This is a genomic window from Kribbella sp. NPDC048928 (genome assembly GCF_043197975.1).
Classification (GTDB): Bacteria; Actinomycetota; Actinomycetes; order Propionibacteriales; family Kribbellaceae; genus Kribbella.
On record NZ_JBICUC010000004.1, the window covers coordinates 259,629 to 272,779 of the forward strand.

Below are 13,151 nucleotides of genomic sequence, written 5' to 3' on the forward strand. Positions count from 1 at the left end.
GTGCGGAATCTGGTGCAAGCCCTTGTTTTGATCACGATCTGTCACTACTCACCGGTTCGCCGAATGGCGGGCGCCTCGAAGCGGATCAGCTCCGTGGCCTGGTCGCCACCCCAGGTGATCGGGGTACGGCCCTGTTCGAGCCAGCCGGCCCGGCGGTAGACGGTGATCGCCGCGCCGCGGTTGTCGACCACCTCGAGCGAGAGCTTCCGGCCCAGCTCGTCCGCGGTCCGCACGCAGTGCTCGAGTAGCTGCCGCCCGATTCCCTGCCGCGTGGCCTGCGGATCCACGAACAGCCGCTCCACCTCGGCGCGATCCTCGACAGCCGTCAGTACGACATGGCCGACCACCTGCTCGTCCTCACCCACCGCAACCCAACACCCCAACGCACCCTCCGGCGTCAACCATCCCCCCGGATCCCCAGGCCAGTTGATCGGGTAGCCGGCTTGCTCATGGACAGCGCCCAGCAACTCGACACACACCGCCAGATCGTTGTCACGACGTTCACGAATCAGCACCGGCCCATCTCATCAGATCGACCGGAAGCTGTCCGCAGGACAGTGCCCCTGGCGGTGGAGTCGCCAGGGGCACCGCCGGTCTCAGGCCTGCCGCTGGAAGTGCACCGGGTTCTGATAGTGGAGCTTGCCGTCGTCGCCGAGCTTGACCTGCTGGACCGTGATGTCGACGGTCTCCGATTCGGGGATGTCACCGGTGGCCCATCCCGTGCAGTACCCCGACTGGTGACCACGGGTGTCGATGGTCCGGGTGTGGGTGGCATCTCCCCAGTTCAAGCTCACCTGGATGGCCCAACCGTCGCTGCTGGTGTCGCAGGCCTTGATCGCGTCACCGGGGTCGCCGCTGCTGGGATCCGCGGACCACAGGCCGTACCCACCGGCGGTCCACAGGTACTCCGTACTCGCCCAGGCGGGTGCCTGCAGTCCGGCGATCATGGCCGCCGCGGCGATTCCGGTACACAAACCGAGCTTCAAGATTCGCATGTTCCGCCAATCCCTTTCCCGAGATGAACAAATGTCGGGGAATTCTAGGCGGACCGCGACTCGGTTACACCGCTGTTGCAGCCTGTGGAACACGGCTGCCGGTATTTCCGCGAACGACTTAGGATCGCTGGCCGACAAACGGCACGATCTGCCTTTTCCCGAAAGGAACCGAGTGAACATCCGAAACCTTCTCGGCGGCTTGCTGGTCAGCACCCTGGTCACCGGCGCAACCCTGGTGGCCGGCGCCTCGACGGCCGGCGCGGCCGGCTACAGCCTGACCTGCTCACTGACCGACTCCGCGCACAACAGCAAGCTCATCAGGATCTACGACAGCAACGTCAACGAGGTCGGCCAGGTCGAGTGGAACGGTGACCCGGTCAACGGCGACCCGGGCGACGCCTTCCGGGTCTACGACGGCAAGGGCGACGGCTGGGGCCTAGAGGCGCACCTGAGCACCGGCCGTACGGCGACGACGGTCGGCCACACATCCCCGTACTGGAGCCCGTGGGCCACCGGCGACCTGCCCGAGAACACCGATTACAGCCTCTGGGTGGTCATGCGCAACGGCGGCTCGTCGGTGACCACCAACAAATGCCTGGTCACGACCTGAAACAAAAATAGTGCGCAACGTTTTTCCGGCGCGCAACAATAAAACTGATCGGCGCAACAAAAACAGCTCTTCACGATTGGGGGTGCAGCGGATCTAAATCCAGCAGGCACCCGGCGTAGGTTGCCTCGCCGCTGGCGGGTTATGTCACCACTGGCGTGTTGCTCGACGCCACCGGTCAAATAACCCGCCAGTCAGCGGCCTGTGCCATCCGCGTGTGGGTGGTTCACCCCCCGTACCTTCCGCAGCGACGACCGGCCGCGGCTCGCAACACCTTGAAGCACGCAACGAGGAACAAAAGAACACCGCCCGGAGGTCCGAGGACCTTCCGGGCGGTGCTTTGGTGCAGCGCTTCGTCTGCGGTGCTGCGAACTAGCTGTGCCGAGGGTCAGTGACCGTGGCCGTGGCCGTGACCGGCCGCCGCGGGCTCTTCTTCCTCGGGCTTGTCGACCACCAGGGTCTCGGTGGTCAGCAGGAGCGCGGCGATCGAGCCGGCGTTGGCGAGCGCGGACCGGGTCACCTTGACCGGGTCCAGGACGCCCTGCGCGAGCAGGTCGCCGTACTCGCCGGTGGCAGCGTTGAACCCGCTGCCGAGCTCCAGCTCGGCGACCTTGGCGGTCACGACGTAACCCTCGTAGCCGCCGTTCTCGGCGATCCAGCGCAGCGGCTCGACGATCGCCTTGCGGACGATCCGGACACCGGCGAGCTCGTCGCCGTCCAGGTCCAGGCCGCTGTCCAGCACGGAGGACGCGTGCACCAGGGCGGAGCCGCCGCCGGCGACGATGCCCTCTTCGATCGCGGCCCGGGTCGCGGACACCGCGTCCTCGATCCGGTGCTTCTTCTCCTTGAGCTCGACCTCGGTGGCCGCGCCGACCTTGATCACGCAGACGCCACCGGCCAGCTTGGCCAGCCGCTCCTGCAGCTTCTCGCGGTCCCAGTCGGAGTCGGTGCGCTCGATCTCGGACTTGATCTGGCTGACCCGGCCCTCGATGTCCTCGGCCTTGCCGGAACCCTCGACGACGGTCGTGTTGTCCTTCGAGACCACGATCCGGCGCGCCGAACCGAGCACCTCGAGGCCGACCTGGTCGAGCTTCAGCCCGACCTCGGGGGCGACGACCTGCGCGCCGGTGAGCGCGGCCAGGTCCTCCAGCATCGCCTTGCGGCGGTCACCGAAGCCCGGCGCCTTGACGGCGACCGAGGTGAAGTTGCCGCGGATCTTGTTGACCACCAGGGTCGACAGTGCCTCGGCGTCGACGTCCTCGGCGATGATCAGCAGCGTCTTGCTGGACTGCACGACCTTCTCCAGCAGCGGCAGCAGGTCCGCGATCGCGGAGATCTTGCCCTGGTGGATCAGGATGTACGGGTCCTCCAGCACCGCTTCGCCGGCCTCGGCGTCGGTGATGAAGTACGGCGAGATGTAGCCCTTGTCGAACTGCATGCCCTCGGTGAACTCGAGCTCGGTCCCGAAGGTGTTCGACTCCTCGACGGTGATCACACCGTCCTTGCCGACCTTGTCGAACGCGTCCGCGATCAGGGCGCCGATCTCGGCGTCCCGGGCGGAGATGGTGGCGACGTGGGCCATGTCGGCCTTGTCGTCGACCGGCCGCGCGGTCTCCATCAGCTTGGCCGACACGGCGTCGACGGCCGCCTCGATGCCCTTCTTCAGGCCCATCGGGTTGACGCCCGCGGCGACCGCCCGGAGGCCTTCGTGCACCAGCGCCTGCGCCAGCACCGTCGCGGTGGTGGTGCCGTCACCGGCGATGTCGTTGGTCTTGGTCGCGACCTCCTTGGTGAGCTGCGCACCAAGGTTCTCGAACGGGTCGTCCAGCTCGACCTCACGGGCGACGGTGACACCGTCGTTGGTGATGGTCGGGGCGCCCCACTTCTTGTCCAGGACGACGTAGCGGCCCTTCGGGCCCAGCGTCACCTTCACCGTGTTCGCGAGCTTGTCGACGCCGCGCTCCAGCGCGCGCCGCGCGTTCTCGTCGAACTCGAGGATCTTCGGCATGAAAAATCCAGTCCCTCTCTGAAATCTCTGTACCTGCGAGGCGAACCGTCCCGCTGCTCCAGACCGACTCCGCCCCGGCGCCGGGCTACGGCAACCGAGGCGGTGTCAGTCAGGAACAGCGGGGGTTCGTCACTTGCTGACGACTGCGAGGATGTCGCGGGCGCCCAGGATCAGGTAGTCCTGACCGTCGTACTTGACCTCGGTGCCGCCGTACTTGGAGTAGATGACCTTGTCGCCGACGGCGACGTCCAGGGGGACGCGGTTGCCGTTGTCGTCGATCCGGCCCGGGCCGACGGCGAGGATCTCGCCCTCCTGCGGCTTCTCCTTGGCGGTGTCCGGGATCACCAGGCCGGACTTCGTGGTCTGCTCGGCTTCGAGCGGCGCGACGAGGACGCGGTCCTCGAGCGGCTTGATCGTGACCGACACTTGCTGACCTCCACGGTCGAATTCGCTTGTCTGTGGCATGTGGTCGCGCTCCCCTGCCGTCGCGGGGGTCAGAGGCCGGACCGCTGGCACCCTCACACAGAGAGTGCCAACACCGAATCTAGGCCGCGATTAGCACTCGGTCAACTCGAGTGCCAAACCTGGTCCATCTAAAGTTGCCCGGGTGAGTGTCACAGCGCTGCTCGACGGATCGGGCGCCGAGGTGCTGGCAGCTGCTTGTGAGGGGTTTCGGGCCGGTGCGGAGCTCAAGCTGGTCGAGCAGCTCAGGCGGCGGTACGACGCACCGCTGGTCACTGCCGCGGTCACCCAGGCGGCCCTGCGGCACCGCGCCGTCGCCAAGTTCGGTGCGGACGCGGCGCGGATGTACTTCACGCCCGACGGCCTCGAGCAGGCGACCCGGACCACGGTCAGTACGCACCGCGCCATACGGGTGGCAGCGACCCGGATCGGCACGATGGTCGATCTTGGATGCGGCATCGGCGGCGACCTGATCGTGATGGCCCGGGCCGGAATCCAGGTGACCGGCGTGGAGCGGGATCCCGAGACCGCGGCCGTCGCCCGCGCCAACCTGGCTGCGTTCGGGCTGCCCGGCGAGGTCGTGGTGGGCGATGCTGAGACGACGGACCTGACGCCGTACGAGATGGTGTTCGCCGACCCGGCGCGACGAGCTGACGGACGGCGCGTGTTCGACCACAACGCGTACTCGCCGCCATGGTCCTTCGTCACGTCTCTGCTGCAACGGACCGCCTGCGTGAAGGTGGCGCCCGGGATCCCGCACGACGCGATCCCGGCCGGCGTGGGGGCGGAGTGGATCAGCGACGCCGGCGAGGTGAAGGAGGCCGCACTCTGGTCCGGCGAGCTGTACGACGGCACACCCCGCCGCGCGACCCTGCTGCCGGGCGGAGCGACCGTCGCTGATGCACCGGAGGCCGTGACCGGCCCGGTCGGCCGCTACATCTACGAGCCAGATGGTGCCGTCGTACGGGCTGGTCTGGTGACTGCGGTCGCCGCCGAGGTTGACGGTTGGCTGCTGGATCCGCGCATTGCCTACGTGAGCGCCGCCGAGTACGTCCCGACTCGACTCGCGTCGGCGTACGAGGTGCTGGAAGAGCTTCCGTACAAGGAGAAAGCGCTCCGCGCCTGGGTCCGTACCCAAGGCATCGGGACGCTCGAGATCAAGAAGCGCGGTGTCGACCTCGACCCCGCCCAGCTCCGCAGGAAGCTCGCCCCGAAAGGCTCCGCGGCGGCGACGCTGATCATCACCAGGATCGGCCGCGACGCAGTCGCCTACTCCTGCCGCAGACGAACTACCCCCTAACCGGTCACCCCACCCCCTCCACCCCCACCATCCCCTTGGCGTTTGAGAGGTCCACCTGCCAAGTTGCCCCTTCCCACATCGCAGGCAGGCGAGGAACGGACCAGATGCGAGGTGACCCCCCAAACGGGGCCCGGCAGGGCGCGGCGCGGCACTGCGGCGCGGCACGGCGGTGCGGCGCGGTGCGGCGGGGCATGTGGTGCGGCGGGGGGTGTGGTTGCGGGTCGGCTGAGCTGAGTTGCGCTTGACCTGCATTCGAACATATGATCGATCTGCGAGCGGGTCTCCGGGGACTTGCCGACGAGCGAGGTGCTGCGCCCGTTGCTGCACTCCCCGGAGGCCCGCCACTAAGCAGCCATCCTGCGTTCATCTGCGTCCGCCAGGCTGTGGGTGGAACCGGTTGGCCGCTGACCGTTTACCTGGGGTGAGAGCGGCGCAGCAACCCCAGGCCTTTGCTCTTCGTGCTGCTGCCAGACAGCTGGAAGCGTGCTTTCACCCGCAGTCGAAAGCGCGTGGCCGCGATGTCCCACACCGCGGCCAGTGGCGTCGCAGGCTCGAGCTGTGGCAGGTGCTCGGTGCCACCGCCGGCAGCTGATCCGGCGCCGGCAGTTGATTCGGCGCGGGCGGCTGATCCGGCGCGGGCGGACGTGACGAACTCGGCGACCAGCCGGTTCCAGTCCTTGGCGCGGCGCAGCATTGCGTGACCTTCACCGGCGAGCGAGTACGTCGTCACCGCCACCCCGGCGTCGCGCAGCCGGTCGGCGTACGCGGTCGTACCGGCCGGATCGGTGATCGTGTCGTCGGTGCCGTGCACGAACGTGACGGGCGGGCGAAGCGCGCTGAGCGGTTCGTCGACCGGCAGCCACGGAGCCAGCGCGAGCACCCCCGCGACCCGAGGATGATTGCCAGCGGCAACGACAGCGCGGCCACCCATCGAGTGCCCGATCAGGAACACCCGCACGATCACCGACGGCAGTTCGTCCAGGACGGCCCGAAGGTCGAGAGCCGGATCGCCGTCGTCGTTCCACCCACGGAAGCGATACCGCACGAACCCGACCGCGGCATCCGGTGCGGCCGACGCGGCCATCCGCGCGAACGGCCACATCCGCAACAACGCCGGCCGCCACCGATGCGGATCGGCCCGCGAGTACTCCTCACCACCATGCGCGAGCAACACCAGATCCGTCGCACCAACAGGATGCCGAACAAGATCGACACCCGGACAGCTCATGGTTGCGAGTACAGCTCGGCCGGCTCCTGACGGATCGCCATCATCCGGCCCGGCGCCGTCTCCGTGAACCCGTACGAACGGTAGAGCTCGTGCGCGTCGGCGGTCGCCAGCAGGACCTGCCGCAAACCCTTCAGATCCGGATGCTCGAGCAGCGTCGACACAACGAACCGCCCCAGACCGTGACCGCGGTGCGTCTCCAGGACGAAGACGTCGGCGAGCCAGGCGAAGGTGGCGTAGTCCGTCACCATCCGCGCGTATGCGACCAGTGCTCCGTCGGGGGCGTACACGCCGAGGTTCAGGGAGCCGGCGATCGAGCGTTCGACCACGTCCCGCGGGATGCCGGTCGCCCAGTACGACGTACTCAGAAAGCCTTGCACCACGTCGATGTCGACGCGCTCGGGATTGTCGTCCGCCTCGAAGCCGTCCGGGCCGGTCCACTTCATTTGTTGAGTACCTCCGTGATGGGCATCGAGGAGTCTGCGGGCAGGTCCAGCGGCGACGGGGTACGGCCCGCGCGGACGAGCTCCGATCCGAGGGCGGCGACCATCGCGCCGTTGTCCGTGCACAGGCCGGGCCGCGGGACCCGGACCGCGATGCCGGCCGCGGCGGCGCGCTCCTCGGCCATCGCGCGCAGCCGCGAGTTCGCCGCGACGCCACCGCCGATCAGCAGGTGCTCGAACCCGCGGTCCTTGCAGGCGTCGATCGCCTTCCGGGTGAGTACGTCGCAGACCGCCTCCTGGAAGGCCGCGGCGACGTGATTCACCGGTACGTCCTCGCCGTCGCGCCGCTTCGCCTCGACCCAGCGCGCGACCGCGGTCTTCAACCCGGAGAACGAGAAGTCGAACCGGTGCCGTTCGAGGTCCCGCTGCGACGTCAGGCCGCGCGGGAACTTCACGTACAGCCGGTCCCCGCCGTCCTGCGCCGCCTTGTCGATCCACGGACCACCCGGGAACGGCAGCCCGAGCACCCGCGCGACCTTGTCGAACGCCTCGCCGGCGGCGTCGTCGATGGTGCTGCCCATCGGTACGACACCATCGGTGATGTCCTCGACCGACAACAGCGAGGAGTGCCCGCCGGAGACCAGCATCGCGACGCAGCCCTTCGGCAGGTCGCCGTGCTCCAGGGTGTCCACCGCGACGTGCGCCGCGAGGTGGTTCACACCGTAAAGCGGCTTGTCCAGCGACAGCGCGAGGCCCTTGGCCGCGGCGACGCCGACGAGCAGCGCACCGGCCAGACCGGGACCGCTGGTCACCGCCACGGCGTCCACGTCGGTCGGCCGGATACCGGCGGTCTCGCAGGCGCGGCGGATCGTCGGCACCATCGCCTCGAGATGCGCACGACTGGCCACCTCGGGCACCACACCGCCGAACCGGGCGTGCTCCTCGACGCTCGACGCGACCGCGTCGGCGAGCAGCGTCTGCCCGCGTACGATCCCGACGCCGGTCTCGTCACACGACGTCTCGATCCCCAGGATCAGAGGCTCTTGTTCCATGCTTCCTCCTGCCACCGCATGATCACCGCATCCTCGCCACCGCCGTAGTACCCGCGCCGCCGGCTGATCTCCGCGAACCCGAACCCTGCGTACAACCCTCGCGCCGACTCGTTGCCTGCAGCAACTTCTAGTAGGACGGTCCGGCCGGCGCAACGTTCCAGGACGGTGGTCATCAGCTGCCCACCGATGCCTGTACGCCGCGCGTCCGGCGCCACCGCGATCCGAAGCACCTCGACGACGTCCTCGACCACGGGCGGCAAGAGCAGTACGACGTACCCGGCGATCGCGCCCTGGTCCGCTACCAGTACCACCCGGTCCTCGGACAGCCGGTCGAACTCGTCCGCCCACGCGTCGGCGCTCCAGGCGGTCGCGCCGAAGCACAGCTCGTCCAACCCGACCAACTCGGTCGCATCGGCCGCGCGGGCGGGCCGGATGGTGGGTCTCACAGGACGCTCTTCGGGCCGCCGGACATGGTCACGTCCGGGCGGCGCAGATACAACGGCTCCGGCTCGACAACCACCAACGTCCCGCTCGCCACACCCGTAGCAAGCACCTCAGCAGACGGATACTCAACAACACCAGCAACCCCACCAGCCGCGCTGGTGGTGGCGGCTGCTGCGGTGGTCGGCTGGGGGCCGAGTACGTCGGCGTACAGGACTGCACCACGACCGATGACGGGCAGGCCTGACAGGACGTGGGCGACCTCGGCGGGCTTGTCGACGGCTGGTCCCTCCAGGCGGCGACGGCTGCCATCTGCGGCGGGGCCGTCGTACAGCGCCCAGTAGATCTCCTTGCGGCGCGCGTCCGTGGCGACCGCGACCGGCAGCGTCAGCGTCGACTGCCGCGCAAGGACATCCAGGCTGCACACCCCCGCGACCTCGATCCCGAGCACCTCACCCATCGTGCGTGCGGTCACCAGACCGACCCGGAGTCCGGTGAATGGTCCAGGACCGACTCCAACCGCAATCCCGGTCAGCTCCCGCGGCGTGACACCGGCGGTCTTCAGTGCGGCCGCGATCGCCGGCGCCAGCAACTCGCCGTGCCGCAGCGCATCCACAGTCGTCGACGAAGCGACGATCTCCCCGTCCGGCGTCGCCAGCGCAACGGTCACCGCAGCACTCGAGGTGTCGAAGGCAAGCAGCATGTCAGTTCTTCTCTCGTACAGAGATGCGGACACCGGACGCCGCCCAGCGCGGGCCGATCGGTGTGATCCGCAGCGACCGCGTCTCGTCGGAGTCGTCGTCGCCTCGCGTCACGACGATGTCGAGCCGATCCGGCGCGAGCGCCTCGGCGAGGCCGTGACCCCACTCGACCACGGTGACCGCGTCCTCCAGGCTCGCGTCCAGGTCGAGGTCGTCCAGCTCCGCGAACCCACCGACCCGATAGGCGTCGACGTGCACGAGCGCCGGACCGTCAGCAAGCGACGGATGCACCCGGGAGATCACGAACGTCGGCGAGGTGATCGCGCCGCGCACCTTCAGCCCGACGCCGAGGCCTTGCGTGAACGTCGTCTTCCCGGCGCCGAGATCGCCGGACAGTACGAGCACGTCGCCCGCTCGCAGCTGGCCGGCCAGCTCCTCGCCGATCGCCTGCATGTCGTCGGCGGTCGGTACGGTCAGCTCGACCGGCATCGCCTTCGCGTAGATCAGGTTGTGCGCCTGCCGGTCGACGACGGAGTACCCGCGGCGCCGCCAGAACTCCACGGTGTCGGGCAGTTCGACGCGCGCGATCAGGTTCACCCGGCCGAGTCCGCGCCGTACGGCGACCTGCTCCGCGCACCCCACCATCGCCGAGGCGACACCACGCGTCTGGTACCGCGGGTCGACCGAGACGCGGCGCAGGTTGAGGATGTCGCCGGTCTGCTCGAACAGCATCGCCCCAAGCGGAACCCCGTCGCTGAGCACCAGCAGCCCGCCGTGCTCGGCGATCGCTGCGGCCACGGTGGTCGCGTTCTCGGACAGTTGCGTCGAGGGCGGGTCCAGCACCCGGCGCGCGGAGAACGCGTGATGAATCACGGACACAATGTCGTCGACGTGCTCCTGCGTGGCATCGACGACGTGCAGATCGGTCATTGGGGCCCTAACGATTGTTCGGCTCGCTCGATCATCCCAAGGAGGGCGGCGGTGAACTCACGGTGGTGCTCGATCAGGCCCAGGTGGCCGCAGTTCTTGACCTCGACGAGCTCGGCGCCGGGCACCCGGCGGACGATCTCCTCGGCGTGGCTGAACGGCGTCAGCTGGTCCTTGTCGCCGCCGATCACCACGCACTCGACCTTCTGCAGCGGCTCCAGGGACTCGTGCTTGTCGTGCAGCGCGAAGATCGGGTAGAAGTCCGCGATCACCTCGATCGGCGTCGCCGCGATCATCTCGTTCGCGAACTCGGTGAACGCCGGCGGCACCTCGGAGCCGAACGCGTACTTGCGGGTCAGCAGGTAGATCAGGTCCGAGCCGGCCTTCCGGCTGCGCTCGACGATCTCCGGGATCCGGGCCAGTGCGGCCACGGTCGGGTTCGCGAGCGTACGGGCCAGCATGCCGGCCTTGCCCGGGAACACGATCGGCACCTGGTCGAGCCTGCCCGCGCTGGTCGAGCAGAGGCCGACGCCGATCACCCGGTCGCCGAACAGCTCCGGGTGCTGGTCGGCGAGCGCCATGATCGTCATGCCGCCCATCGAGTGCCCGATCAGGATCACCGGGCCGGTCGGGGCGAACTTCTCCACGATCCCGTACAGGTCCTTGCCGAGCTGGTCGATGCTGACGCCCGCCTTCGGCGACCGGCCGGACCGTCCGTGTGAGCGGTGGTCGTAGAACACCATCGTGCCGATGCCGGCGAGATCGCGGCGCTCGAAGTGCCAGAGGTCGAGGTTCAGCCCGTAGCCGTGCGCGAAGATCACGGTCAGGTCCTCGGGTGGTACGGGAAGCTTGCGGCCAAGTCTGCGCTTCGGCGGCGGTGCTGGCCGGCGCGAACGCTTCAGCTCGTCCACCTCGACGTACAGCTCGACACCGTCGTCGGCGGTGAAGATGTGCGGCGTCCCACGCTGGGAGCCGAACGGCTCGGCCTCCAGCTGCTTGCGCTGACCCGACCGCCGGCCGATCACCTGGCGCTCGACCGCGACACCGGCGGCGGCACCCGCGGCCAGCACTCCGACCGCGGCCCCGATCAGACCAGCAGTCCGCCCTGCTTTGGACATGCTGATCTACCTTTCGACTGGGGCGGTGGGACGGTCCTGTGCACTGTCGACGTACCTGCGGGGGATGCGTGCGCCCAGGCGCGTCACGATCTCGTAGTTGATGGTGCCGGCGGCGTCGGCCCAGTCGTCCGCGGTCGGCTCGCCCGACGTACCAGGACCGAACAACACGACCTCGTCACCCGCGGCAGCCTCGTCGTCGCGGAGGTCGACGACGCATTGGTCCATGCAGATCCGGCCGACGATCGTGCGGCGCTGACCACCCGCGAGCACCGGCCCGCCGTTCGAGGCGTGCCGCGGCAGACCGTCGCCGTACCCGAGCGGGATCAGCCCGAGCGTCGACGGCCGCGGGGCGGTCCATGTCAGCCCGTACGAGACGCCTGCGCCGGCCGGCACCCGCTTGACCATCGCGAGCCGCGCCTTCAGCGTCATCGCCGGCACCAGGCCGAGCTCCGACGAGGGCAGCGCGTGCCCGAACGGCGAGAGCCCGTACGTCGCGACACCGGGCCGTACCAGGTTGAAATGCGTGCCGGGCAGCGCGAGCGTGGCGCCCGAATTCGCCAGGTGCTTGAACTCGGCGTCGATCCCGAACGACTCCGCGACCTCGATCGCCTCGGTGAACGTGGCCAGCTGGGTCTCGTTGACCGCACTCTTCGGCTCGTCCGAGGACGCGAGGTGCGACCAGATGCCCTTGATCTCGATCCGCCCGGTCGCCTGCTCGCGGAGCGCGGCGCGGATCAGGGCCGGCCACTCCTCGGGTACGGCGCCACCGCGCGACATCCCCGTGTCGATCTTGAGGTGTACGCGCGCGGGCCGGTCCTGCACCGCGGCCGCCAGCTCGTCGATCTCCCAGGGCGCGCTCGCGGACAGGTCGATGCCGGCCTCGACCGCGTCGGCCAGCGGCTCGCCCGGCGTGGTCAGCCAGCAGAAGATCGGCCCGGTGTCGCCGGCGGCGCGCAGCCCGAGGGCCTCCTCGAGCACCGCGGCACCGATCCAGTCGGCCCCGGCCTCACGCGCTGCGCGGGCGACCGGCACCATCCCGTGCCCGTACCCGTCAGCCTTGACCACGGCCATCAGTTGAGCACCCGGCGCGCAACCACGCAGGGTGGTCACGTTGTGACGGATCGCCGCCAGATCGACAACCGCCTCAGCGCGGACCGGGTGTGACTGATTGGTAGACATGGTCCGACCAGTCTCTCAGGCTGCGTCGATGAGGCCAGGCAGGGCGGTCATGTTGTGGAAAACCGTGTCCGCATCGACAAGTTTCGCGGGGTCGGTCATGCCGGCGTACCCGAAGACCTTCATTCCGGCCGCGACCGCGGCGGCAACGCCGAGCGGACTGTCCTCGATCACCAGGCAGTCGGCCGGCTTCGTGTCCATCGACGCCGCCGCGTGCAGGAAGAGGTCCGGCGCGGGCTTGCCGTGCTCGACGTCCTCCGCGCTGAAGATCCGGCCCTCGAACCGGTCGAGGAAGCCGACCGCGGTCAGCGCCGTCCGGATCCTGCGATGGGTGCCCGACGAGGCCAGGCAGTACGTGACGCCGCGCGCGTCCAGGTGGTCGAGGACCGCCTCGACGCCGTCGATCGCCTGCAGGTGCGCGAACCCGTCGAACAGCCGCTGGTGGTACCGGTCCTCGAGATCGGCGGGCAACGGCCGCCCGAGCTGGGCCTCGGCCTTCAGCCGCATCGACGCCATCGACCCGCCCATGAAGTCCCGTACCGCCTCGTCGAACGTGTACGGCAGCCCGGCCTCGGTCAGCAGCTCCGCCAGAATCCCGTTCGCCAGCCGTTCGGAATCCACCAGCACACCATCGTTGTCGAAGATCACCAGTTCGGTCACAGGTGAACCCTAAGCGGCCGTCGCATCGCCGCGACG

15 protein-coding genes are annotated in these 13,151 nt (G+C 68.9%); 2 read left to right on the forward strand and 13 right to left on the reverse strand.

Features of this window, described 5'->3' with window-relative positions:
• Positions 1 to 44: 44 nt before the first annotated feature.
• Complete coding sequence (locus ACGFI6_RS19100; RefSeq protein ID WP_393120212.1) at positions 45 to 515, reverse strand: GNAT family N-acetyltransferase; 471 nt, start codon at positions 513 to 515, stop codon at positions 45 to 47.
• Positions 516 to 596: 81 nt separating this feature from the next.
• Entirely contained in the window at positions 597 to 995 is a 399-nt protein-coding gene (locus ACGFI6_RS19105; protein WP_393120213.1) for a hypothetical protein, read from the reverse strand.
• 172 nt (positions 996 to 1,167) lie between these two features.
• Here ACGFI6_RS19105 and ACGFI6_RS19110 point away from each other — a divergent pair, with 172 nt between their 5' ends.
• Positions 1,168 to 1,605, forward strand: coding sequence for a hypothetical protein (locus ACGFI6_RS19110; RefSeq protein ID WP_393120215.1), 438 nt, complete (start codon positions 1,168 to 1,170; stop codon positions 1,603 to 1,605).
• A gap of 385 nt (positions 1,606 to 1,990) precedes the next feature.
• On the opposite strand, the gene groL is transcribed toward ACGFI6_RS19110, so the two are convergent.
• Both groL and groES read right to left on the reverse strand, forming a co-directional pair.
• Complete coding sequence (gene groL, locus ACGFI6_RS19115) at positions 1,991 to 3,610, reverse strand: chaperonin GroEL (protein WP_393120217.1); 1,620 nt, start codon at positions 3,608 to 3,610, stop codon at positions 1,991 to 1,993.
• A 129-nt stretch (positions 3,611 to 3,739) separates the two neighbouring features.
• Entirely contained in the window at positions 3,740 to 4,036 is a 297-nt protein-coding gene (groES, locus tag ACGFI6_RS19120; protein ID WP_130384566.1) for a co-chaperone GroES, read from the reverse strand.
• 181 nt (positions 4,037 to 4,217) lie between these two features.
• Here groES and ACGFI6_RS19125 point away from each other — a divergent pair, with 181 nt between their 5' ends.
• Positions 4,218 to 5,372 carry a methyltransferase domain-containing protein gene (locus ACGFI6_RS19125; protein WP_393120220.1) on the forward strand — a complete coding sequence of 385 codons (1,155 nt, stop codon included), beginning with the start codon at positions 4,218 to 4,220 and terminating at the stop codon, positions 5,370 to 5,372.
• 412 nt (positions 5,373 to 5,784) lie between these two features.
• Here the strand turns inward: ACGFI6_RS19125 and ACGFI6_RS19130 are convergent, their stop codons facing one another.
• Genes ACGFI6_RS19130 through ACGFI6_RS19170 form a run of 9 tightly spaced genes read right to left on the reverse strand, consistent with a single transcriptional unit; the run spans position 5,785 to position 13,115 of the window.
• Complete coding sequence (locus ACGFI6_RS19130) at positions 5,785 to 6,600, reverse strand: dienelactone hydrolase family protein (RefSeq protein ID WP_393120222.1); 816 nt, start codon at positions 6,598 to 6,600, stop codon at positions 5,785 to 5,787.
• On the reverse strand, positions 6,597 to 7,043 hold the full coding sequence (locus ACGFI6_RS19135) for a GNAT family N-acetyltransferase (RefSeq protein WP_393120224.1): 447 nt from the start codon (positions 7,041 to 7,043) through the stop codon (positions 6,597 to 6,599). Before ACGFI6_RS19135 ends, ACGFI6_RS19130 begins: the two co-directional genes overlap by 4 nt.
• Complete coding sequence (tsaD, locus tag ACGFI6_RS19140; protein ID WP_393120226.1) at positions 7,040 to 8,092, reverse strand: tRNA (adenosine(37)-N6)-threonylcarbamoyltransferase complex transferase subunit TsaD; 1,053 nt, start codon at positions 8,090 to 8,092, stop codon at positions 7,040 to 7,042. Before tsaD ends, ACGFI6_RS19135 begins: the two co-directional genes overlap by 4 nt.
• Positions 8,074 to 8,538, reverse strand: a complete 465-nt coding sequence (locus ACGFI6_RS19145; protein WP_393120228.1) for a GNAT family N-acetyltransferase — start codon at positions 8,536 to 8,538, stop codon at positions 8,074 to 8,076. Before ACGFI6_RS19145 ends, tsaD begins: the two co-directional genes overlap by 19 nt.
• Positions 8,535 to 9,236, reverse strand: a complete 702-nt coding sequence (gene tsaB, locus ACGFI6_RS19150) for a tRNA (adenosine(37)-N6)-threonylcarbamoyltransferase complex dimerization subunit type 1 TsaB (protein WP_393120230.1) — start codon at positions 9,234 to 9,236, stop codon at positions 8,535 to 8,537. Before tsaB ends, ACGFI6_RS19145 begins: the two co-directional genes overlap by 4 nt.
• A 1-nt stretch (position 9,237) precedes the next feature.
• On the reverse strand, positions 9,238 to 10,164 hold the full coding sequence (gene tsaE, locus ACGFI6_RS19155; RefSeq protein WP_393120232.1) for a tRNA (adenosine(37)-N6)-threonylcarbamoyltransferase complex ATPase subunit type 1 TsaE: 927 nt from the start codon (positions 10,162 to 10,164) through the stop codon (positions 9,238 to 9,240).
• A complete protein-coding gene (locus ACGFI6_RS19160) occupies positions 10,161 to 11,279 on the reverse strand; it encodes an alpha/beta fold hydrolase (RefSeq protein ID WP_393120234.1) in 1,119 nt (372 codons plus the stop codon). The genes tsaE and ACGFI6_RS19160 overlap by 4 nt, the downstream gene beginning before the upstream one ends.
• Before the next feature lie 6 nt (positions 11,280 to 11,285).
• Entirely contained in the window at positions 11,286 to 12,458 is a 1,173-nt protein-coding gene (gene alr / locus ACGFI6_RS19165) for an alanine racemase (protein ID WP_393120236.1), read from the reverse strand.
• Positions 12,459 to 12,473: 15 nt separating this feature from the next.
• Positions 12,474 to 13,115 carry an HAD family hydrolase gene (locus ACGFI6_RS19170; protein ID WP_393120238.1) on the reverse strand — a complete coding sequence of 214 codons (642 nt, stop codon included), beginning with the start codon at positions 13,113 to 13,115 and terminating at the stop codon, positions 12,474 to 12,476.
• Positions 13,116 to 13,151: the final 36 nt, after the last annotated feature.